This is a genomic window from Pseudoalteromonas sp. Of7M-16 (genome assembly GCF_022347805.1).
GTDB lineage: Bacteria > Pseudomonadota > Gammaproteobacteria > Enterobacterales > Alteromonadaceae > Pseudoalteromonas > Pseudoalteromonas luteoviolacea_F.
In genome coordinates this window covers 92,411-115,622 of the sequence record NZ_JAKRFY010000004.1, presented here as the reverse complement: position 1 = coordinate 115,622, position 23,212 = coordinate 92,411, and the positions used below count along the sequence as shown (strand labels likewise).

Genomic DNA, 23,212 nt, shown 5'->3' with positions numbered 1-23,212 from the left:
ATTGCAACAAATAAAACATTAAAGCAAACTTTACTCTAAGATAAACTCGTGCAGGACAATATCCATTTCAAGGTTTTCGACACGGTTTAGAATGATCTGCGTACCACTTGCCGTCGTACTAAGGCCTAAGTCAGCATTTACATCATACAGGTGTAAGCCTATATCAGCGATAAACTCATTTTTTTGCAATTGGCTGTTAAAATTAAACAATGACAACTGATGACCTTGCCTAATAACATAATAAATTCCATTTTCATGAACCGCAGGGCGGTATAGCTGCAACGAATGAGAGAGCTGCTGTAGCGGAATTTCCCCTTCCAACGCTTCAAATAAATACCCTTTAACATCCTCAATATATGATTGAAAGCTAATATTTTTCTTTACAAGTGGTACATACTGCTGTGCATTTTCAAGCAACAATGCATTGCTGGCATTGGCGATATCATGACGCCATAACTGGGGTTGGTTTGATTCTGATGTCTCGAAAAAGAGTGCTTTACTGTCATCGGACCAATAAATATTTTTTAAAGACTGGTTTTCCTTTACGACAGAGCGCGGAGTTTTAGAAAAGGTACTGATTATAAATAGTGTATTAGACTGGCTTAAAACAGCCAAGTATTCACCATTGGGCGCAAAAACCAGCAGTTTCGGTGTATCTTGTATTGGTAATTTAGTCAAAAGGCTTGGACTAGATTTAAACTGGTGCTTTGACCATATTTCTACATTTTCAATATGAGGATCGGCGTGTGAAGCCGCCGAAACATAAGCCAATTGCATACCATCTGCAGAAATACTGGCATGGGTGTCTATCCGTGAATTAGAAGAAATAGGTTCAAAACTATCACCTTGCAAGTTGTACGCATATAAGTTCACTTCGGCAATGCCTTCAGTATGTGCAATAAGCCCCTTATTTCGATCCAGCGATATTTCTGACACCTCACCAAATGGTTTATACAAAGAGACCTCTTCATTGCTCGCTGAGTGTAACTTTAGCTCTTTGCCCACACTCAAAATATCACTGTCACTCAGGCCAAAATACGGCTTCCCTTGTATGTCTATTTTCGTCGTCTTCGCAACCTTTCCATCATCATTCAATAGACCTTGATACCATTGTTGCGCCTGCTGATAAATAACTCGGTTACCGCGCATATGGTAGTCTTCAGCACGCGTTACCACTGCTCGCCCAGACAAGTTGATCTGCCTATCTTCTGTCGCTTCTATTTGATATTTAACTAGCTCCTTGTTACCCGCATTCATCTCTCTAACAAAAAGCTGTCCTGATGAGTTCCAAGTCACGTTGCCAGGTATTTGTGCACTGTCACAATCTAAGATAAATACATCTTTATTTAAGCGCCAAAGTTCTATGGTGTTGTGCACTGAAATAGCTCTTATTTCACAGCTAAATGGACTATATCGATAATAAAGTAGCCAGTTCCCGTCCATCGACCAACTTGGTGCTTGCTCACTATACCCCGAAGATTTGATTGTGTGTGAGGTGTTGGTCTGAAGGTCATAGACCACTAAGTCATACTGACTTTCCCCTGTTACAATCTGGCTATAGGCAAGAAAGCGGCCATTGGGTGAAAAGTTCAAATAAACCTCAGCACCAGGAGATGACGTTAAACGTGATACATATTTAACTTGTGTAATAGGTTTAAATACACTGAAATCGAATAAAACTAAAAATGAGCAAAGCCCCCCAATTAATAGCCCAGCAGTTAGCCAGTTTAAAGGCACATTTTTTTGTGGTGTTTTCGCGTGCTGAATCATTGTTGGTGCATTTGCAACATCAGCAATGCACTGATAGCCAACTCTTGGCACAGTTTTAATGAATTTAGGTTCTTTAGACGTATCGTTTAGGGTCTTGCGAATTTGGGCTACAAGCTGGCTTACTGAGTTATCACTAACAATTAAATTTGGCCAAAGCTGGTTAATAATGTCATCTCTGCTAACTGGGTTCGGCGCTCTGTCAATCAATAACTTTATTAGTGCCAATTGCTTATGCTCTAAGGGAAACCAATTCCCTTCGACTCTGGCACTCATTTTTTGAGTATCAATTAAAACATCATTTAACAAAAAGCGTTCAAACCGCATTTATTGATCCAATCTAAAACAGGCCTTAACCATACAGTTCAACACATCGCGGACTATTCCATTATGATCACACTATGTTATGATGGGGGACAAATTTATTTTACCTAAAAGCAACTTTACAGCACTTTCTGTTGCACTTAAATAGAAATATAAAAGCAAAGTTTCCCGTACGTTAAATAAAAATAGGAGTTGGAAACAATGATTATGAAACGCTTTATTTACCTGTTTCACCTCCTAATGCTATTTATATGTTCTGTTTGTTTCAGCCAGCAAACACAAAATCATCAAGACAAGTCCAGCCAGGACCCAACGAAAAAGTCGAGTGCGAGTGACGACCTAATACATATTGAAATCAGGGCCTTCCATGACAGCGTTGTCAAGTCTCTCAATGTAAAGCGTTTTAGTCAACAAACATCAGACAGTATAAGCACGCAAGAAATCGGTAAATTCCCTGATAAAAATGTTGCAGAAGCACTTCAACGGATCACCGGGATTTCACTATCGCGGGTTCAAGGCGAAGGCGAGCGAGTCGGCGTTAGAGGCACCACACCTGAGCAAAACCGCACCTACCTCAATGGTCAATACTTAGCATCTGCTGATTGGTGGATTTCTTCTTTACCAAGTAGAGGATTCAACTTTACCTTACTACCAGCGGACATCGTATCGAGTTTAGAAGTGTATAAAACACCTAAAGCCAACCAAGATGAAGGCTCATTAGGTGGTGCTATTAACATCAAAACTCTCGATCCATTTTATTCTGAACCAGGTACTCTGTCCCTCACCTCTCAATTGCAATATAACGACTTGTCGCAGCAATATGACCCCCAACTATCAGCTGTTTATAGCTGGATAAATCCATCACAAAATTTCGCTTTGTTGTTTTCCGTTAACCACCAGCAACGTAGCTTACGCAGAGATGGTCTAGAATCCTGGGGATGGCATGAGCGCGATTATACAATTAATGATGCGGGGCAGTTAACCCCAGCAAAAGCTCAAACTGGCGACCTTCAAAAAATATGGTCTCCCGGCGGCGGTGGCTCTGCGGTATTTCAACAAGATAGGGCACTTACAAGCTTTACCTCCAGTGCAACCTACCATATCGATGAGCACTGGACTTTAAGAACCCACCTTCTACATTCGCAGCTCAGTGCCGATAATTCAAACCAGAATTTCCTTTGGCAACCGGGCAAAGCTTTAGATGCAGGTAGTCAACTTAGTGACTATCAGATAATCGACCAGACTCTAGCCTATGGAAGTTTAACACCAGCCACGGCACAGCCATTTAATACCAGTATGGAAGCCATTTGGAGAGAAGCACAGATCCAAACACAAAGTGTTCATTTTGACCTTTCATACGTTGGTCCTTGGTGGCATGCACAGTACCAAGCTGGGTATACGCACGGTGACGGTGGTACAAGCGAAGATAATACCGCACAATTTGCAACCAATACCCACTATAGCTTTGACACGAGACAAGTAAAAAATATTAAAACCAGTTATAACACTTCACCACTCAACCCTAACCAATGGTTTATCAGTGAAGCACGCAATGACAGTCAAGACGGTAACGATGTTGGTTACTTTCTGCAAAAAGACTTCTCTCGCGCTCTCTCTTATCAACACCTTCAAACTTTCCGTTTTGGAGGAAAATATAAACGCCATAAACGAGATTTTATTCGCATGCGCTCGCAGCATGGAGGTCTGGATGGGTTGGCTGGACAATTAAATACGACTCTTGCGGACTATCCTGCACAATTTGTTAGTGGTTATTTAGATGGCGTCGGAGATCAACACACATTAAAAGAGTACAGTTTTGCCGATATCAAAACATTAGCAGACGACTTTTCGAAACTAAACTTTGTTCAATCAGAAGAAAAGACCAGCCGCTTTTCAATTGAAGAAGAAACGCTCGCAGGCTACGCTATGCTTGAACTTGCAGGCGATACATACCAAGCGAACTTAGGCGTGCGAGTTGTATCAACTTGGCAAAAATCCAGCGCATATGAACGCATTGCAACCTTACCCAGTGATCAAGCTAATTATACTTGGCAGACTAAATCAAAAAATTACACCGATATTTTACCTAGCCTCAATATTCAATTTGATTTGACCGATCAACTCATTTCTCGATTCGCAGTCGCGAGAGTTATGTCACGTGCTCAATTCCATCATTTGATGCCTTCAACCAACTACAACGTGACACAAGCCCAAGGGCAAGGTGGAAATCCAGACCTTGATCCATACAGAGCCACCCAGTTTGATTTTGGATTTGAGTGGTATTTTGCTGATTCAGCGCTCGCGTCTATCGCCCTATTCAGCAAAGATGTTGAGTCGTTCATCGAGTTCAATCGCCAACTCGAATCTCATGAAGGCATTTTAATGTCGATAGACAGGCCTATCAATGGTGCGGGAGGTGTGATCCGAGGCCTTGAGCTCAGCTATCAACAGGCCATAGCATACGGGTTTGGCGTCATTGCCAACTACACCTTTGTTGACGGCGATCGTACATCACAACTTTCAGGACAATCGGATTGGATCCCAGGTACTTCAAGACACAGTGCAAACTTAACTGCCTATTACGAAAATAGCTTTATCAGTATGAGGCTTGCGCACAACTACCGTACCAAGTTCGCAACAGGCATTGGTGAAACGAAAATGGATGACTATGGTCAACTAGATGGCAATGTGACGCTGTCACTGAATGATGATTTGGATCTTATCTTTGAGTTTCTGAATATCAATAATGAGCTTATTTACACATACGACAGAAATGAATATGCACCAACAGCCATTTATCAAAACGGTCGCCGCTTTTATTTTGGTGCAAGGTATCGTTTCAATACACACTAGATTTAGCAAAAACCTAGCAAAATCCAACCGCATACTCCGTACGTCATATTCTGCACTAGGGTTTAACATTAATCCTAGTGTAGGCCGCTCTTCTATCAAAACAGCTAGCAATCAGCCTCTTTCTCAGCGTGCTAAGTTCAGCCTAGTTTTTACGTTATTTACTGCTATCAAAAAGCGTTTAAACGGCTAATGCATTGAAAGTAAAAACAACTCTACAAATTTAGCGGTAATAAATAATTCGTTTCTCAGGAGAGAACACAAAACCGTGAGTTAAAATAGCAATGATGTCGCGGTAAAAATGTTCATTTTTAATCACTCATCGATTATGCTTATTTATGCAATTAAGCTGTTAGTCGCATACCTAGGACGATTAGTCGCAAACAGTGGTTTTCTGTAAGGCCGAACGTAAAATGGCGTAAATTTTTTATAGCTCGACGTTTCACGTCTTTCTCACACTCTTTTTCAAGGCTAGTATAATGAAATTGATAAAATCGACTATTGCTCTTGCTGTTGGCCTCGTCAGCACAAGTGCTTTGGCAATAGCTCAGTCAGATACAATCACCCTAGAAGATATTCCAAAAATTCAAAAAGTCATCAGTTCAGCGGTAAGCCCTGATGGTGAGTCAGTAGCATTCACCCGCTCAGTGCCGCGTGAACTGTACGTTGACAAAAATGGAAAAAACTTTTCTGAGCTTCACCTTGTTGATGACAATGGCGTCGAGCGTCCGTTTATTACCGGCAAAGTGAATATCAGCAGCATCTCTTGGTCAGCTGATGGTCAATTTATTTATTTCTTAACGAAGAAAAAAACAGATAAGTTTAAAACTTTGTATCGCATTGCCTTTAACGGCGGTGAGGCACAAAAGGTATTTGCTTTAAAAGACACGTCCATATCAAAATATCAGCTTAGCCCTAACGGGAAACAAGTTGCAGTCCTTGCCATGCCAGCAAAAGATAGCTCTGAAAAAGAGCTGAAAAAACTTGGTTTTATGGCCGAAGTATATGAACTGGGCCTAAAGAACAAACAGCTTCACATCATTAACCTAGAACCAAGCCAAAAGCCTATCACGCCTGATGTGGTCGCCGTAGAAGGGTATGTAAGCGATGTTAATTGGTCCGATGATGCGAGCAAACTGCTTGTAAAAACGCAGCCTACAGCACTCATAGATGACCAATACATGAAGTCTCAATGGCATGTTATGGATGCCAAAACAAGGCAAATAACCACATCGTTTAAAACTGAAGGTAAGTTAGGTGAAGCCGAGTTTTCACACGATGGTAAGTATATTGCTATTTTAGGCGCTGAAGACAAACACGATCCTGCAAAAGGTCGCTTATTCTTAGCAAATGCAGAAACAGGCAAAGTTGAAGAGTGGATCCCTAATTTCATGGGCCATATTGGCGACTTTGAGTGGTCTAATCGCAAAAATACACTGAACTTCGTAGGGCATGTAGGTGCCGAAAGCTTTGTTGGTCAAATTAAAGTTGGTTCGCAAAAATATAAAAAATTAGTCAAAGAAGGCCGATTTATTGCCGGTCGATTGTCTGTTTCTGACTCAGACAAAACAATTGCACTAACAGCCCACACTGCAAAACACCCGAGCGAAGTGTTTATGCTGCGCAAAAAACGCCCTACTCGTTTGTCTAATTCAAACGCATGGTTAGATAACAAACGTTTTGCAAAACAAGAAGCACTGACTTTCAAAGCGCGAGATGGTGTTGAAATTGGCGGTGTACTTATCTACCCACTGGATTATCAAGAAGGCCAACGCTACCCACTTATAATGTCTGTGCACGGCGGTCCAGAGTCTCACGATAAAAATGGCTGGTTAACGAGCTATTCAGATCCTGGCCAAATGGGCGCAGCACGCGGCTATGCTATATTTTATCCAAATTACCGTGGCTCTACGGGCAAAGGCGTTGACTACTCAAAGTTAGGCCAAGGTGACTACGCAGGCAAAGAGTTTGACGACCTAGTCGATATGAAAAAATACCTTGTCGACATTGGTTTAGTTGATACAAAACGCGTAGGTATAACTGGCGGCTCTTACGGTGGTTATGCGTCTGCTTGGGGCGCGACAAAACTTACTGAACATTTCGCGGCAAGTGTTATGTTTGTTGGTGTCACAAACCAATTATCAAAATTTGGCACAACTGATATTTCAAATGAAATGTTTTTGGTACACGCGCGCTCTTATCCTTGGCAGAAGTGGCAATGGTATCTGGAACGAAGCCCTATATACTGGGCCGGTCAGTCAAAAACACCACTGTTGATTATGCATGGTAAAGATGATCCACGTGTACACCCTGCACAATCAATGGAATTGTACAGATATATGAAAGTACAAGGTAAAGATGTTCGCCTGATTTATTACCCGGGAGAAGGTCACGGCAATCGCAAAGTGGCAGCACAATATGATTACAGCATTCGTCTAATGCGTTGGATGGATAACTACCTTATCCACGGAAACAAAGCTATGCCTGACTATAAAATAGATCATGCAGCTAAACTTAAAGCGACGAAAGAAGCGAATAAATAAGTAATTCCATGTCAAAAGAGTAAAGCGATGTAAAGTCGTTTTGCTCTTTTCTTTTTGCCACTCAAAAATATGCTTACCAAAAATTCATTACTCCTTTGAATTCTCAATGACCCCTTCCATGCGCTTCAAAGCATGAGAAAGTTTAATACCTTCCCAAAAAGAACAATAATTTTGGCAAGCTTATTTTTGAGCTGTCCCCATAATAAATCAAAAGCGCTCAAAATAAAACCAAAATATTTTCAATGTATAAACGAAAAATAAACATTTAAATTGACGGATCAAAAAACACCTCTATCGGCTCAATACGCCCTTTCAAGGTAACTTCAGCGGCTTTTTGTAAGTCAATGTGTTCTGATTGAACAACACTCACTTTACTGATAAGCAACGGTTTTTTTAAATCTTTGGTTTTGCTCTCAATTCTAGCAGCAACATTAACTGTGTCTCCAATGACGGTGTAATCCATACAACTGACACTGCCAACATTGCCGGCAATAGCTTCGCCACTGTGAACACCAATGCCAATTTCTAAACTCGGCAATCCTTCGTCGACAAACTCTTTGTTTAGTGCTTCTAGCGCCTGCAACATCTCTTTTGCCGCATCTATCGCATTTCTGGCACTGTTACCTTCATCTTGGGGAGTGCCAAAAATTGCCATAATTGCGTCACCAATAAATTTATCAACCATGCCATCATATTTAAAAACGATAACACTCATGGCTGAAAAATAGCGATTTAATAAACCGGTTATGACTTCGGGCTCATGCGACTCACACAAGCTTGTAAAACGTCTTATATCAGCCATAAGTACGGTGACATTGCGCCGTTCGCCACCGGGCTCGATATCGACTTTGCCCGTTTCAACCGCACTCACTAGCTTTTTTGGTAAATACCTAAGTAACCTTTCTCTGTGGCGTAGACGGGTATAGGTGTTTGTGATGTAACTTGAAATTGACCACGCCAGTAGACCCGAGAACAATATGATAATCTGTTCATGCATTTCAATCGCCCGGGCAGTGCCACTGTGTTCTAAAATAATGGTTCCTGTTGCCAAACAACATAACGTTGAATAGTAAATAATGAGTTTGCCCTGCCTAAACGCACTCATCACATTAAACAAAATCAATGCGCTAATGAGCATTAATTCAAATTCAGTATTGTGCATATCATGTAAAAAGTGCCCAATCTCAGACAAAAACTCCATTTCCAGTGTGATTGCCAAGATAATGAGATAGTCGAATAGAATTGATACATACTTTAACCAAGGCTTATACCCCTCACTTTTAGCAAAGCGTGCCACGCACAAACACCAAATTGCAGTCAACGCCATAGTGCCAACGTCTACAATGATAAGCGTCCAATCTATCCCTCTATTTAGCAAGCCTATCAAAAGCTCTAGAATAAATAGTGACATCAGCCCCACAAATCGAATTTGGTTGATGTGGAATTCCATTTCCATCTCTCTTTGCTGATAACAGTCTGTGAGTAACACATCAAAAGACTCATCTATATCCTTTAACCATTTCATAAATATCTTGCCACCATTTAGTCTCTTTTATTTACCGCTACAAAAATCATACGCAGCTACACCTAACTCCTTTAGTGTAGCTTGGTCACTTTCAAATACATTAAGCGATAAAAACTAAGTGGAATTCAGAGCATTCACAAATGACAGCCTCTGCGCTACTATTGCAGCCACTACAATGGAGTGATTGCCCAAACCATGCTGTATTTTTTAGACTTTAAATTCGATATTCAACAAGGATTACTCTTTAAAAATCAGAGTAATGTGCCTTTAACCCCTACACAATGTAAGCTGTTAACACTATTAATCGAATCAAAAGATAAAGTTCTTAGCAAAGAGGACATACTTGATCATGTTTGGCAAGATCGCGTGGTATCTGAACAAGTCGTATTCCAAAATATCAGCCAACTAAGGGCGCTAATTTCAGACGAAGCGATAAAAACCTTTCCCAAACGCGGCTATCAATGGCAGCTTGTACTAAGCACACCACCAGTTGGCGACACTCCATCGGACGAACACCCACTTAAGAATACAGGTAGAGCAAGCCTGCCTCTGATCCTAGCGCTAATTTCATTTGCAACGATCAGTCTTTGTGCTTTGTTTTGGTATTGGCCTAGCAGTAACATCACAACAAACCATAGTGTCCCCCAAAAAGCTCAATCAGTTTTGTTAGTGCCTATTTCCCCGCGGTTTGAGGGGCACCTCAGCTCTGAAACACAAGCCCTAAACAATACCTTGTCTACCAATTACCTTGCTCCTAGTAATACTAGCTCCGCACAAGCGATATTCAATTCACCTTACATAGAATACAAAAAACTCGTGCCCTCTTCGGACAAGCTAATTTTGAGTGGTTTTGTATATCAACAACGTATTGAAGATGAACACGTATTTTTACTGGAATACCGCCTTCAAGGCCACTTAAGGCATTGGCAAGGATATCTGTACGGCTCCACTGTCAATGACCTTAAAGCACAGTTAAAAAGAAAAATAGATAGCCTTGTACAGTCAGACTATTTCTATCTGCAAATAGACTCCTTTACAACCTCAGAGCTGGCAATGCTCAATAACCAAGACCCTAATGATTTAGACGTTTTAAAACATCTGATAGAACGTTTGCTGTCTGAATATAACCACAATGTGGCCAGCGCTCGAATTGAGCAAATGATAAGCCTGAGTGAGCAACAAAACCACCCGATATACATGGCCTATGCACAATGGTTAAAAGCGCGTTTATTCATCGCATTAAACCAGTTTCAACTCGCACAACAGCACTTAGAGCAAGCCAGCAACTTGATGGACCAAGCCGACTTTAATGCACTCAACAGCGAAATCAGTAAGTCACTTGCAGATGTTGCCGCACACCACAAAGATTTCCCAACAATTCAAAAGCATTTATATAAATCTGCCAGCCAAGCTCGCTTGGCTAACCGACCAGTCCAAGAGATAAGGGCTTATACTCTGCTATCGATAAATGCATTTAAACTAAAGCGTGAGAAAGAGAAGTACGACTATTTGTTTCAAGCCAAAACACTCCTTGCCGATCATCAACTCGACGGTTCTCACTATATGCTTATTTTTTACCACTTTGCGCTGTTTGAGCAAACCGTTGAGGAAAAGCAACGATTTTATTTAAAAGTGCTAGAACAACCAGTTACACCTGAAAACTACTGGGTGTTTTTCTCTGTCAGTGAACAGCTCGCGAATTTATATCTAGGTCAAGATCAGTCTGAGCAAGCTTTGGCTTTAACAAGTAATATTACTGAGCCCGCCAGGAAACACTTTTTACTTGCCAAAATTTATCATCGACTAGAGCAGCCCGAGTTAGCTAAGCAACACGCACGCACAAGCTTTAATACCGCCCGAATGCAACATATTGACTGGGTAGGACTAGATATGGCGCTCAAACTATTGGAGTTGGGAGCCGAGCTACAAGATGAAACCGATGCCATGATCTACCGTCACTACATCCAAAATACAGCTCGCCCCAGATGGCAGCGCGTTAACCGAGAAAAGCTCTCAAAATTAGGGGTGATTAACCCTTATGAGCAGAACAAGAAGAAGATCTAACTTGATATATTAAAAGTTTATACATGAGCTTAGTGATTAGAAGAGTAGATTTGAGTGTCATCTGGTCGTTTTGAGAGAACAAGAGACTGTCAGATATCATTTTTCACCCAACAATTCGGAGCTATCCAACTCAAATTTTGTTACAACATACTGTTTGCAACTCGCCTAGTATTTTGTTCTAGTCAAACCCGTGAAAAAGAATAAGGACTTCATGATGAAAGACAGTGCTGAGGATATAAGGAATGAATTTAAAGCAAAGTTCTTATATTGGAAAAATGTGAAAAGTAAAAAAACTAGGGCTGCATTTATATTATTATTTCCGTGCTTGATAGGATTAAAGCCTTCACCACAACTTTAACATTCGATTGGTTTTCAGAGCTAGTGAGATCCTCACAAGTTTAACAGTTAAAGTGTTAATAAAAGCGAGTAGCGATATATTTCGTTACGTATTAGTGACCACCGCTTAATTTTCGAACTATATCACTCTATTTGCGGATACTAAATATGACCATCAAATTCAAACCTCTTACCAAACATGATACTAACTACGCAAAAGTTATAGATCTTTTTTTTGAAGCTTTTCCAAAGGTGCAACGGCTGCCTTCATGGGTTGTTAAATATAGATTGAGAAACGGTAAAGCAGGGTTTTATTCTCTATATGACCAAGATATTTGGGTGGGATTTATCTATGTTAAAGCGTATAAAAACATTATATTTGTAAAGTTTTTTGCAATATCAGAGCAGCGTCGTTCTGATGGCTACGGCAGCAAGGTTATGGATTCGATGAAAGATGAATATTCCGGGCAAAGAGTTATCTTGAATATTGAGGAGCTTGATAATTCAGCGGATAATTTTCAACAGAGAATTAAACGTAAAGCTTTTTATGAAAAAAATGGATTCACTTCTACAGGATATATTGTGAAAGAACCTGCTGAAAGACAAGAGATGCTGATACGCGGTGGGACGATATGCAAAGAAGAGATAGAGGCGATGTACAAACATTTTTTAGGGAATCTCCTGTACGTTATACTGAAGCCTGAAATCCTAGAAATTTAAAGAGACACTTCTAAATTCATTTATTTATTCGGCACTAATGAGTGAATAACGGACATGCGTTTATTCTGTTCTTTGAACGACTCGTAAGCGTGAGGCTTAATCCCGTGAAGAAAGTAGGCTCGCTCCAGCCGTATCCAACAAAAATCGCATTTAATCCAGCGTAGCTTGTAATTATTACTCCGATCAAGCTGGCCACTATCAAGGTTATGAGTCACCATTGAACGGCTTCAGCATCCTTGACATTTCTAACAAGCAAACTAATCTCCCCTAAAAATACACTCATATACTGTGATAATAAACACGCGTACTTATCGTTTATTTCAATGCCATGCACAGGTCAACTAAGTATAAGTACAAGGCTTACCCTGTTTAATTAGTTGGTTTTACATTTTTTGGCGCTTAGTCCGCTTAAACCATTTGCGTTATTCTTTTTTCAATTGTCTCCCTGTACATTCCGGCAATAGAAAGAATTGCATATCAGCCCATGATACCGCTCACGTTAGCAACCGCGATATCAACCGTTCCCAGGTCTTTTGGTAGAGAATAGAGTATAAATGTACAGCCAATTAAAACACTCACTAAGGCCAAAGTTGAAATATGTTGATAGACATACTTGGTCAACTAAACAGACGCGTTTTTAGTAAGACTACTAAGAGGATGTTATTTTACCTCGTTACATAGGTCGACTAGCCAACCAACAAAGATTTCAATTTTATCGCGGTAATGACTTCCTGCGCTAAAGTGAATGAAAAAATCCCCCCAAGGCAAATGGAAGCTTAATGTATCCAGCGCAATAAGCTGGCCTTGTTTGATGAGATCATTAATAATAAAGTCGCAACTCATAGCTATACCGCCGTTCCCTTGTGCTATTTTAGCAGCTAACAACCCATGGCTTACGTGTTGTATTGTTAAGTTTTTAGGTGTCTCTAGTTTTTGTTGTTGTATCCAAATTAGCCAATCCTGTCCGTTCTCAGAGCTTATGAGAGGGAAGTCTAACAAGGATTGAGGCCTATCTAAGTCTAATTGCTTATATATTTCTGGCGCGCAAACTGGAAACCAGTTTTCCTCTCTTATCTGTTGAGAAATAAAATTTGGTGGGGCAGGCCAGGAACCGACTAAAACATCGTACTCAGACGGCTCTGCTAATTCTGCTTCTCCTGTCATTGAAAGGTCTATGCTAATGTCGGGGTTTAATTCATAAAACTCAGGTATTCTCGGTGCTAACCATTCTACCGCGACGGCGGTTTGTGCTATCACTTTGAGCTTAACATTCTTTTCGAGGATAAGGTGATCAGTTACCGTTTGCATTCGCTTAAAGCAATCTTTTATCACTGAGAAAAAAATATCACCATCTCCAGTTAAAGAAATTTTATTGTTGCTCCTTATAAATAGCTTTTTGTTTAAAAATGCTTCTAATGATTTAATTTGATGACTAATTGCACTTTGGCTTACACATAGTTCTTGTGCAGCTAGGCTAAAGCTCAAATGCCGTGCTGTGGCTTCAAATGCTTGCATAGATTTTAATGGTGGTAGCTTACTCACAACATTCCTTATTATTTTTATTCATGAGCACGTTAGTTCTTATCATTTTATTTCATGGGATAAAGATTGTAAATTGAAACTGTCTATCTATAAAACTTATTATAATTAAGGTATTACATGAAAATAACATTAGTTTTATTAGGTGTAGCTCTATTAATGGCCTGTTCATCACCTCAACAACTTAATCAATCGAAAACGACATTAATTTCGGTCGAGGCACTCAAAAGTGATTTTGTACAGCTCAAGGAGCTACTGGATTCTACACACCCTGATCCGAGGTTTACGATGGATGTAGAAGCAGCAAAGCTACATATAAATAAATTGTCAGAGGAGCTAAATACACCGCTTAGCCAATTGGAAGCATGGAAATATATGGCTCAACTCAATCCATTTTTCTCTGATGGTCATATGGCAATTTTTTATCCCAAACTAAATAAAAACTATAACCAGCATATTGCAAACGGGGGACAACTTTTTCCAATTGATATACGGATCAGTAAATCGAATAAGCTTTACGTCAATACCAACAAATACGAGTCACTTGATATAATGTTTGGTGATGAAATAACCAAGATAAACGGTAGTGATGCAAGTGATGTGATTGACACAATTTTAAGCCGGATGCATGGTGATTCTTTAATCCACCGTCAAGCTCTGGCTTCAGATAGGTTTGCTAAGATGTTCTGGCTAATGTATGGAGATTCAGGAGCTTATCACTTTGAAATATACAGTGACTCTAAGCGGCGAGAGGTTGTGATTGATGGCGTCTTTGGCGAGAGTGATAAATCTACCTTCACCATCGATGACTTTCTTAATCGAAAGGTTTTAAATAACAATATTGGCTATTTACGTATCGATAGATTCTATTACCCTCCTTACCTTGAAGAATCATTTTTTAAGTTTATGGAAGAGACTTGGCTGCTATTTAAGCAAGCAAAAGTGCAAGACGTTATTATAGATGTACGTACTAACCCTGGTGGAACGGATCATTACTGGCAAAGAGGTATTTCGCCTTATGTCGCCTCAAAGCCATTTCCATTTATATCTAAATATAAAGTTCGCCTCACTGAGCGTAACTTGAAATTAGGGCCGGCAAAAGGTGACTTAGGCACAATAGTTGAACGCCCGTATAAACCGCTTATACCCGTATCAGGGAAAGAAAATCAAAAAATTCCCGGTAAAGCTTATTTATTAATGGGACCATTGAGTTACTCATCGACAATCTTGTTTCTAACCGCATTTCAAGATGCTCAACAAGCAGTAATTGTAGGTCAGCGAACTGGAGTACGGTCATGTACTACGGGTAGAATTCAACCATTCAAATTGGCTGGCTCTAATCTGGAAGTGACCATACCAACCGCTATATTTACTCGCTCAGCTGGTGCAGTGAAATGTCATGAACCGATAGAGCCTGATATAGTTTTACCTGTAAACTCAGCTGAGCCTGAAAATACAATTTATGAGTTAGAGGAAATAATTATGAAGCAACGTATTAAAAGTTGACCTTGAATCTACTGTTACTTAAGTAACGGTTTAACTACTCCTTTCTCGCTTTATATTTCGGTTTCATTGCGGAAGTTTGACATTTGGACAAGCTAGAAATTAACTAATATTAAAATTAAACATGGATGTGGAAGTTAGTTTTATCAGCTTGTCCTAGAGTGATTATCTCTTCAGTATAATCACTGCGTATTAAGAGAAACTTTTAATATTCCAAAAGGACAGATAAATGATTGATGCCAATGCTCCTTTGCCTCGTATTTTAACCAACTTTTATTGTTCACTGGCATGGCGTTATCGTTCACAATGGTCACAATAATTTTTACAGGTTTCTTTAATACTGTCACTAGCCGGACTTGATTGGCTGTTTCCGTACTGTTTTAGGTAGCTTAATTACTCGGGAGTTACCACAACATGATTTCTCATTGAAATGGAAGCTATGCTGACTATCATCGGTGTCTGTTACTGGTCTGTATCAGAAAATCGGGGTTGACTAAGCCCTATTAGTCGAACTTGATACATGAGCAACACACTGTATTTTTATGTCGTCCATTATAGAAGTCCCTACGCCAACTCTTAACGATAAATGAAGTTGACTATTGGCACCGACACTGTCGAAATTTAAACTTTCAACTTAAAGTCAATTACTTATAAATTTTTTGGTTGGATAAGTATGTTCCCGAACTGACATGTTAGGTTCAACTAATTCTGATAGTCTGCTTTTTTTAAGCTGTTGATTATAATCACAGCGCAAAAAGGTGCGAGCAACGTTACCTCTGAGCTATACCCGTAAACGAAGGAATAGAAAATACCAAGCCTATGGCGCTGCTCCTCACACGTTGTGAGTTTTTGCACAACATTGCTCACCTTTTGTATGGACAAAGTTAAATTACTTGAGAGCAACAACATATGAAAATTTGGACTTACTGCTTCGTCTAGCTTTGTTGCTGTCCTAACAATGCCTTTTTTTTGCTCTCAAACAAGTCCACTAAAAACTCTCTAAAACGCCTTAACCGTGTTACATCCCTATGATCCGGGTGAGACAGTAACCAGACCTCATGATTTAACATAGGTTCACAATCGGGTAAGCGCATCACTCCTTCAAGTTTATCCGCAAAGAAACAAGGTAACATAGCGATCCCTAACCCTGCTTTTAGTGCTTGGGCTTGTAACGCCGCGGTATTAAAGTTATAACGCCTTTTTATATTGGGATATGGAGATATTTTTATCCACTCTGGGTTAGTATCTGTTTCACCCCACCCTAAAAAGCAGGCATCCGTGTCTTTTGCTTCTAAGTCTCTATTTTCAAGGTAATTTTCACTGACATAAAAGCAGCTACTAATCGTCGCTAACTTCCTGCCAATTAAAGGTTCTGGTGGTTGTTTACCAAACCCCAATATACGCACCGCAATATCTGATTCTCTCGAAGAGATGTTAAGTACCTGGCTGGAAATAAGTACTTCAATATCTATCGCTGGATATTGCTCAGTAAATTGATGCAAATGTGGCATAAGCAGCTCATGAGCTAACACATCTGGCAAAGTTAAGTGGATCTCACCACTTAATTCGTGATCTTTTCCTTGTAGCTGGCGCTCAGCACTTAAAATGGCATCTTCAGCTTGGGTGGCATGGCTCATCATTGTTTTCCCTTCATTGGTAAGTTTAAAGCCTGTCACCTTTCGTTCAAATAAACGCGTACCGAGCTGTTTTTCCAAATTATCTATACGACGTTTAACTGTGGTGTGACTAACACCCAGTGCTTCAGCCGTTGCTCTTGCACTGCCAGCTCTTGCAACATGAACAAAAAACTGAACATCCTGCCAGTCTATGGAACTTTTATGCACCGCAAAGGTCTCTTTTTTGCTATATCGGAATGCTGAGTGTCCGTTTAAAATCATTTCATGTCAATAAATTGAAACTTTGAACTTGGGACAAAAACATGAATATAGCTACCGCTATCGAAATAAACTTAGATAAAGACTCCGTATGGAAGCTGCTGGCAGAGGATTTCACGAGCATTCAATTATGGTTTCCAGCTGTTAAAAAATCTTACGCACTGAAAGCACATACCCAATTGGAAGGTGCAAGTTGTGCTGGTCGAGTTTGTGAATTGAGCGATAAACCTTATGGCCTAAAAGCAGAGGAAATAATTACACACTATGACAGCGCCAACGGCACGCTCTCAATGAAAGTGGAAGTGAAAAACGCGCCAAAACTATTTCCGGTACGCAGTAACGATGTAACCTTTACCCTCACCGCTGTATCAACTGATCGCACGTTACTTTCTTTCCAAGCTAAGCCGACACTTAAAGCTCATGGTTACTTACTTTATCCGTTACTTAAGCTTGGTTTAACCAAGAGCTTTAAAGACTTGAACAAGGCATTTAAAGCCCATTGTGAATCAGCGGGCGTTATGCAGCCTGTATAAACCATAACTTCATCATTAATCTAAAGTAAATAACTAAAAACGAGATATATATGACTGCCGTAAAAACTGGATCGTGCGCTTGTGGTGAATTTAATTATGAAGTCTCAGGGGACCCAATGGGTTTAGCTATTTGCCACTGTACTGCCTGCAAAAAACGTACAGGTTCTGCCTTTGGTATGGGCTGCTTTTTTCCAAAAGAAAACCTTAAATTACAAGGTGAATACAAAGAATATACGCGAATAGCAGATAGCGAAAGAAGTGTGACTCACCGCTTCTGTACAAAATGCGGGACAACAATAATGTGGACGGCCCAAGCTATGCCTAACGGCATCGCGGTTGCCGGCGGTAGTTTTGATGACCCGAACTGGATCACGCCTCCTTTACATGCATGGGGAAGTAAAGCATTGCCTTGGTTTCAATTTCCAGAAGGTGTTAACGTCTTTGCAGAAAACCCCAACAAAAAAGTCGTGCTTAAACAAGAGTAAATAGCTCATTTAAGTTACATAAACAAAACGAGAAGATTTAAGAAAAAACAAGCTAAGTAAGATTTTTCCTAGATAGTACGTCAATTGAGCACTTTGATTTTTAGAAGGTTATCACCTAAACCATAGAAATATAAATACTTCTGGCTTTCATTTCACGTTAGAATTTCCCCATAATCAAAAATGAGCGATTTGCTCTTTTTCTGAGGATGGGGACATTCGCTTGCTTTGTAATTAAAAACGGCATTGATAATCAAATGTTAAAGTCCGTTTTTCGTTCATAGCTATCTGCTAGATTTTTTCTTGTTCTGCTCACAAGGGTTAATCCACCTCAATTTTGAGAACTTTTCTCGGTTAACACACTGGTATCGGGTGCGAGCTCTGTTTTGCATGTAGTGACGGCAGGTCATAACATCGGTTTCGTCTTGCAGCTCGGCTCCCAACCCCAATAGTTTGAGAGCCATATCGAGTCCTACCCAGTCAATATGTTGCATCCGGTCAGTATTACATTTTTTGAATATCAAACCAGTTTACTGCGAATAAAGAGGCTTCTCCTTGCACTGTTAATGTGTGACGTCCTTTACTTAAGTTTACCTCAATACCTTGTATTGTTTTCCAACCGCGCTCTCCAGACAATGCAGGGGTTGTAATCACATTGCCATTCACTTTAATCCAGTAACGTTGGTCAGCACCTGAGTGGAACAAACGAATATCCATTTTGTACTTTCCAGCTTCTTTTGCTGCAAGGAAATAACTCGCTTTACTCTTGCCGATAGAGCTAATGATCTTGTCAGACTCTGGTTCAAAACCGGAGTTGATCACATCCACACCGGGCGCAAAGTTAAATGCTTCACCTTGAATACGTGATGGGATCACATGGGCTGTTTTTGAACCACTGTCAGCACTGGCACTTGGCAAACTTTTAGCATCACCATTGAGTGCAATGACATGGTATCTGGCATTGTGTTGCAACGGTTTTTTATCGATAAAGTGCGCTGTTTTGTGGTTTTTAGCCAGTAGCGTACTGACGTTTTTCAAAGGATCTTGTCGATATACTTGATAGCCAGTAACTTGGCCTTTACCAGCTGATTGCCAGGTCACTTTATTATTGCCATTGTCATGACTCGAAACCTTTAAATTTTTTGGTTTAGTGGGGTATTTAGGGTTTTCACGAACATGTTTGGCTTTTACTTTTTGCTGAGCTGCACTCAATTTTTTAACAAACCATGGCGTCCCTTGACTGGCTGGGATATCTTTTCCTTTTGTGTCTCTAACTAGCCTAAACCCTTCAAGTGCCGCAAAGAAGTCTTCATTCATGGACATGCGTTGACTCGAGGTATGTGCAGCCCAATGCCAACTTCCACCACGTCCGACATACACTTCACAGCCATTTTCTTTTACTGCACTGCCATCGGTAGGTGCACCTTGATAGGAGTCTTTGTAACAATCAGCAACGCGCTCAACCACATTGCCTATCATATCATATACACCAAAGCGGTTTGGTTCATATAAACCAACGGTTGAAATGAGAACCTCATTGTCATTGCAATCATTAACGGTATAACCGCCACTATATGAAGCATTATACAATTTCTCTGTCAGCGAATACGCATGTAAATCTGCTACATTAGAATACCGGCAAGCGTTTTGGCTTTTGCCCTCATCACCAAAGTAGTATTTTGTTGTTGTGCCTGCACGTGCGGCGTATTCCCACTCGGCTTCGGTAGGCAAGCGATAGTGTTTACCTGACACTTTTGACAACCATTTGGCATAATTCACAGCATCCTTGCGCGAAACACACACCACAGGGTGAAATTCACTTAACACGTATATATTGTCATCCCAAGTACCATCGCGCTCTCCGCTGCCGAACCAACGACGACCAATTCGGTGTGCACACCCTTGGGTATATTCATATCCTGTTGCTTCGATGAACTTCCTATACTCTGCAACTGTGACTTCATATTTTGCCATTTGAAAAGCAGGCACTGATACTTTGCGAGTCGGTTTTTCATCCTCCCGTCCCTGCTCACTTCCCATCACAAATGTGCCTTTTGGAATGCTCGCCATTGGCGGCTCAATATACTTAGTTTGACCGCTTTGAGCAGGAAACATTGTGGCAACTGACAGCACAGAAAATGCGCTCATAAATACAGGGTGTAATCTCATAATAGCTCCTAATTAATTTGCCACTTGAATATGTGCTAGGTGGGGCTAATAGGTCTTAAAGCTTATCTATTAATTGCTAAAATAGACTTTTGATAGAGCTATACCATTGATAATTATAGATAGATAAATTTAATCGATTTTTTATCATTGAAACATGATGCTTGGTAGCAGCGTGATTAGTGTCATTTTTTTGCAAACAGGTTTTAATTTTGTAGGTCTGGCTTCTTTATTTAAGCAACTATATTCAACCTGACGATGCCAAGTTGAGTGCAGTGCGATTTACGACGTTGACCTCATACTTTTTACGGCTCTACAAGACATGTGTCTAACCATCTTGTTTGTTCACCGCAAGATAGTTGGTAGTTGGAAAAATTGATGCCATTTTAAACAAAAAAGCAAAGGAACCGTGATGAAAACAACAATACAGCTTGCAGCCTTATTTTTGGCATTCAACAGCGTTGCCGACTCTCATATCGATCTACCAGCTAACGATGGCTTTATGCTTAAGGCAAGCTACTTTAGTGCCGAAAAGTCGAATAACACAGCAGTACTGATGTTGCACCAGTGTAATTTCAATCGCTCTATGTACAACCAGATTGGAAAACTACTTTCAGAGCAAGGTAGCCACGCATTGAGTATCGATTTTAGAGGCTATGGCGAGAGTAAAAGCTCAGCATTTGACGTCAGCGAAATTGCCAAAATGAAGAAACAAGAAAGAGCCTCAGCGTGGAAAAACATGACTCGACACTGGCCTCAAGATGTAGAAATAGCCTACGAGTTTCTTAGAAATAAAGTCGGAGAAAATGGAAAAATAGGCGTCATAGGAGCAAGTTGCGGAGGTTCTCAAGCCATTACACTGGCACAGAACAACCCAGTGTCTGCGATCGGCTTTTTCTCTTCGGCACAAAGCTATAGTAATATTCAAAAATATGTCGATGATTTATCAAATAAACCAACAGTGATCATCGCAGCGGAAGAAGATGGTACGACTTACACCAGTGCACAAACTTTATTCACTGAGTCCAAAAACGCCAATAGTCGATTTTTAGTATATAAAGGAAAAGGGCACGGTTATCCACTGTTAGAACAGGATAAAAACCTAGCATACACACTGAGCCATTGGTTTACACAGCAACTAACACCTTAAATCTAACTAATCGGTTGCCAAGCGCGCATTCGTAGGTTTTTTATAACAAAAGAGGTATTTGATGAGCAGCGTGATTATTGTATTAGGGCATAAAAATGACCAATATGGGCAATTATCCCCACTTTCAATTGCACGTTGTCAACTCGCGCTCGATGTATTGGACTCTGATCAGACTAGTAAAATCATATGTACGGGAGGCTTTGGTAAAAATTTCAACCAAACCAAAGCCTCACATGCGAAATATAATCGCCAGTATTTAATCCGCCATGGAGTAGCGCAAAATCAATTCCTAGAGGATGCACACAGTCGTTTTACTATTGAAGATGCAACGTTGACTTATCCACTGCTATCAATGCACAAGGCCACAAAAATCATAATAATTAGCTCCGATTTTCACATACCCCGTGTCAAACTTATTTTCGATTTCGTAATGCCTTCAATAGATAAAACGTATTTGCCAGCGAACAGCCCTGCAAGCCAAAAGGAGCTGCTGCGACTGCAGCAACATGAAGTGTTTGCTAGGCAGCGAGACAGCCAAACTTTGAAGGCTAGCCCCTGTTTTAATTAGAGCTTTAATTCCAACTATGACATAAATATTAAAAAATTTATCTTTCGGTAAATCCGGCTTTCACGCAAGTATCAAACCAATCTTTGTTAGTAATTAGATACTAACTACAAAACACTTAATTTGTATGGATTTAATATTTGATATGAAAAAACTAAATTATTTGCGCCAAGTCAAAAACACACAAATAAAACTTTAAATAAACATACTTTTAACATAACCTTTATCGCCAATTTATCTGTGCAAATTTTAGACATTTCAACAATGGAGGGAAATTATGTCTAATAAATTACGTCTAGCAGTACTTACCTCGTCACTTTTCAGTGCATCTGTCTTGGCAAATATCACAATTGGCAATGTCGGTTTTGACAGCAATACGGTGATCCCAAACCCCGGTTCGGCAAACTTTAATATTAACTACTATTTATTTGGTTCTCAGATATTTAACCCCGGTGGCCAAGTAGAATTTTTCTTAACTAAAGACGGTGGTGCAACAGGCTATTACGTTGGTAGAGAAGCCCCTAATTTAAACTGTGCTAGCAATGGCTGTAGGCCCATAAACACGCAAAATACCTTTAAAGTCAGTCCATTTAATATCGACCCTACCACCAAAGCCTATCTGAGCAGCTTGTGCTTGCCGACCGATTTTCAAGTTGTCGCAAGGTTCAATAACTCAGTATCTGTGAGCCACAACACGGCGTCATTTGGTACTGTTGGTAAACCGGACTGGCTATTCCATTCAGGCTCCATGACTCCTGCAAACATATCTACCGGTTATGCAGGTAATCTTAAAGTCACATTTGTAGTCAAGAATGACGGATGCCCGAACTCGCCAGTATTGCCAAAAGTAGGCGTTTTCTTAGCGGATGCGAATAACAATGCACTGGCTTACTTTGGCGCCGTTCAAGTGCTTAATGATGTTGGTTCACAGCATGAAGTGTTATTACCAATGCGAAATCTCAACTTAGCTAAGGGATCATACCGCATCGTGTTAATGGCTGATGTCGAGCGAAAAGTAAATGAAACCAATGAGAACAATAACTTTGGTGCATTTACGCTGAATGTAACTGATCCTGCTGTGCAATCAGACCAAGAGGCTATTTACTATTACCAACGCAACGCGAATTTGGATAACTCGCCTGAACAATCTGGCTATGGGCTAGAAGAGCTTAGCTACAGCATAACAGAAGAGCAATCGCTTAAAGTTGTGAAGGAGCAAGCGCTCAAACAACAAGACTAATCAAGACTTT

At 40.3% G+C, this 23,212-nt stretch carries 16 protein-coding genes; 10 read left to right on the top strand and 6 right to left on the bottom strand.

Annotated elements, in window-relative coordinates; genetic code table 11:
- Positions 1-30: 30 nt before the first annotated feature.
- Positions 31-2,094, bottom strand: a complete 2,064-nt coding sequence (locus MHN81_RS05745) for a winged helix-turn-helix domain-containing protein (RefSeq protein ID WP_239425246.1) — start codon at positions 2,092-2,094, stop codon at positions 31-33.
- Positions 2,095-2,292: 198 nt separating this feature from the next.
- Here MHN81_RS05745 and MHN81_RS05740 point away from each other — a divergent pair, with 198 nt between their 5' ends.
- Both MHN81_RS05740 and MHN81_RS05735 read left to right on the top strand, forming a co-directional pair.
- Positions 2,293-4,944, top strand: coding sequence for a TonB-dependent receptor (locus MHN81_RS05740; RefSeq protein ID WP_239425245.1), 2,652 nt, complete (start codon positions 2,293-2,295; stop codon positions 4,942-4,944).
- A gap of 476 nt (positions 4,945-5,420) precedes the next feature.
- Positions 5,421-7,484 (top strand): S9 family peptidase, encoded by a 2,064-nt coding sequence (locus MHN81_RS05735; RefSeq protein ID WP_239425244.1) that lies wholly within the window; start codon positions 5,421-5,423, stop codon positions 7,482-7,484.
- 265 nt (positions 7,485-7,749) lie between these two features.
- On the opposite strand, the gene MHN81_RS05730 is transcribed toward MHN81_RS05735, so the two are convergent.
- On the bottom strand, positions 7,750-9,009 hold the full coding sequence (locus MHN81_RS05730; RefSeq protein ID WP_023398122.1) for an adenylate/guanylate cyclase domain-containing protein: 1,260 nt from the start codon (positions 9,007-9,009) through the stop codon (positions 7,750-7,752).
- A gap of 195 nt (positions 9,010-9,204) precedes the next feature.
- Here MHN81_RS05730 and MHN81_RS05725 point away from each other — a divergent pair, with 195 nt between their 5' ends.
- On the top strand, positions 9,205-11,073 hold the full coding sequence (locus MHN81_RS05725) for a winged helix-turn-helix domain-containing protein (RefSeq protein ID WP_239425243.1): 1,869 nt from the start codon (positions 9,205-9,207) through the stop codon (positions 11,071-11,073).
- A gap of 504 nt (positions 11,074-11,577) precedes the next feature.
- On the top strand, positions 11,578-12,129 hold the full coding sequence (locus MHN81_RS05720; RefSeq protein WP_239425242.1) for a GNAT family N-acetyltransferase: 552 nt from the start codon (positions 11,578-11,580) through the stop codon (positions 12,127-12,129).
- Between the two features lie 660 nt (positions 12,130-12,789).
- Here MHN81_RS05720 and MHN81_RS05715 read toward each other — a convergent pair.
- A complete protein-coding gene (locus tag MHN81_RS05715) occupies positions 12,790-13,671 on the bottom strand; it encodes a LysR family transcriptional regulator (protein ID WP_239425241.1) in 882 nt (293 codons plus the stop codon).
- Between the two features lie 117 nt (positions 13,672-13,788).
- Here MHN81_RS05715 and MHN81_RS05710 point away from each other — a divergent pair, with 117 nt between their 5' ends.
- Positions 13,789-15,174 carry a S41 family peptidase gene (locus MHN81_RS05710; RefSeq protein WP_239425240.1) on the top strand — a complete coding sequence of 462 codons (1,386 nt, stop codon included), beginning with the start codon at positions 13,789-13,791 and terminating at the stop codon, positions 15,172-15,174.
- Positions 15,175-16,106: 932 nt separating this feature from the next.
- On the opposite strand, the gene MHN81_RS05705 is transcribed toward MHN81_RS05710, so the two are convergent.
- Positions 16,107-17,015 (bottom strand): LysR family transcriptional regulator, encoded by a 909-nt coding sequence (locus MHN81_RS05705; RefSeq protein ID WP_239425239.1) that lies wholly within the window; start codon positions 17,013-17,015, stop codon positions 16,107-16,109.
- Positions 17,016-17,110: 95 nt separating this feature from the next.
- Here MHN81_RS05705 and MHN81_RS05700 point away from each other — a divergent pair, with 95 nt between their 5' ends.
- Both MHN81_RS05700 and MHN81_RS05695 read left to right on the top strand, forming a co-directional pair.
- The gene (locus MHN81_RS05700) at positions 17,111-17,599 is read left to right on the top strand and encodes an SRPBCC family protein (RefSeq protein WP_239425238.1); all 489 of its coding nucleotides are present in this window, start codon (positions 17,111-17,113) and stop codon (positions 17,597-17,599) included.
- A 50-nt stretch (positions 17,600-17,649) separates the two neighbouring features.
- Entirely contained in the window at positions 17,650-18,084 is a 435-nt protein-coding gene (locus MHN81_RS05695; RefSeq protein ID WP_239425237.1) for a GFA family protein, read from the top strand.
- Between the two features lie 281 nt (positions 18,085-18,365).
- Here MHN81_RS05695 and MHN81_RS05690 read toward each other — a convergent pair whose 3' ends face one another.
- Positions 18,366-18,545, bottom strand: a complete 180-nt coding sequence (locus MHN81_RS05690) for a hypothetical protein (RefSeq protein WP_023398132.1) — start codon at positions 18,543-18,545, stop codon at positions 18,366-18,368.
- Positions 18,546-18,585: 40 nt separating this feature from the next.
- Positions 18,586-20,250, bottom strand: a complete 1,665-nt coding sequence (locus tag MHN81_RS05685) for an SUMF1/EgtB/PvdO family nonheme iron enzyme (RefSeq protein ID WP_239425236.1) — start codon at positions 20,248-20,250, stop codon at positions 18,586-18,588.
- 409 nt (positions 20,251-20,659) lie between these two features.
- On the opposite strand from MHN81_RS05685, the gene MHN81_RS05680 reads away from it, so the two are divergent.
- The 3 genes from MHN81_RS05680 (at position 20,660) to MHN81_RS05670 (ending at position 23,202) form a co-directional block, all read left to right on the top strand.
- A complete protein-coding gene (locus MHN81_RS05680) occupies positions 20,660-21,397 on the top strand; it encodes an alpha/beta hydrolase (RefSeq protein WP_023398134.1) in 738 nt (245 codons plus the stop codon).
- 61 nt (positions 21,398-21,458) lie between these two features.
- Complete coding sequence (locus MHN81_RS05675; protein ID WP_023398135.1) at positions 21,459-21,965, top strand: YdcF family protein; 507 nt, start codon at positions 21,459-21,461, stop codon at positions 21,963-21,965.
- A gap of 274 nt (positions 21,966-22,239) precedes the next feature.
- Positions 22,240-23,202, top strand: a complete 963-nt coding sequence (locus MHN81_RS05670) for a hypothetical protein (protein WP_023398136.1) — start codon at positions 22,240-22,242, stop codon at positions 23,200-23,202.
- Positions 23,203-23,212: the final 10 nt, after the last annotated feature.

Excerpts from the sequence above, each read along its gene's own strand:
- MHN81_RS05735 (WP_239425244.1), top strand. The coding sequence starts at position 5,421 with ATGAAATTGATAAAATCGACTATTGCTCTTGCTGTTGGCCTCGTCAGC.
- MHN81_RS05690 (WP_023398132.1), bottom strand. The coding sequence starts at position 18,545 with ATGGCTCTCAAACTATTGGGGTTGGGAGCCGAGCTGCAAGACGAAACC.
- MHN81_RS05745 (WP_239425246.1), bottom strand. The coding sequence starts at position 2,094 with ATGCGGTTTGAACGCTTTTTGTTAAATGATGTTTTAATTGATACTCAA.
- MHN81_RS05725 (WP_239425243.1), top strand. The coding sequence starts at position 9,205 with ATGCTGTATTTTTTAGACTTTAAATTCGATATTCAACAAGGATTACTC.
- MHN81_RS05670 (WP_023398136.1), top strand. The coding sequence starts at position 22,240 with ATGTCTAATAAATTACGTCTAGCAGTACTTACCTCGTCACTTTTCAGT.
- MHN81_RS05685 (WP_239425236.1), bottom strand. The coding sequence starts at position 20,250 with ATGAGATTACACCCTGTATTTATGAGCGCATTTTCTGTGCTGTCAGTT.
- MHN81_RS05680 (WP_023398134.1), top strand. The coding sequence starts at position 20,660 with ATGAAAACAACAATACAGCTTGCAGCCTTATTTTTGGCATTCAACAGC.
- MHN81_RS05740 (WP_239425245.1), top strand. The coding sequence starts at position 2,293 with ATGATTATGAAACGCTTTATTTACCTGTTTCACCTCCTAATGCTATTT.
- MHN81_RS05720 (WP_239425242.1), top strand. The coding sequence starts at position 11,578 with ATGACCATCAAATTCAAACCTCTTACCAAACATGATACTAACTACGCA.
- MHN81_RS05730 (WP_023398122.1), bottom strand. The coding sequence starts at position 9,009 with ATGAAATGGTTAAAGGATATAGATGAGTCTTTTGATGTGTTACTCACA.
- MHN81_RS05695 (WP_239425237.1), top strand. The coding sequence starts at position 17,650 with ATGACTGCCGTAAAAACTGGATCGTGCGCTTGTGGTGAATTTAATTAT.
- MHN81_RS05700 (WP_239425238.1), top strand. The coding sequence starts at position 17,111 with ATGAATATAGCTACCGCTATCGAAATAAACTTAGATAAAGACTCCGTA.
- MHN81_RS05710 (WP_239425240.1), top strand. The coding sequence starts at position 13,789 with ATGAAAATAACATTAGTTTTATTAGGTGTAGCTCTATTAATGGCCTGT.
- MHN81_RS05675 (WP_023398135.1), top strand. The coding sequence starts at position 21,459 with ATGAGCAGCGTGATTATTGTATTAGGGCATAAAAATGACCAATATGGG.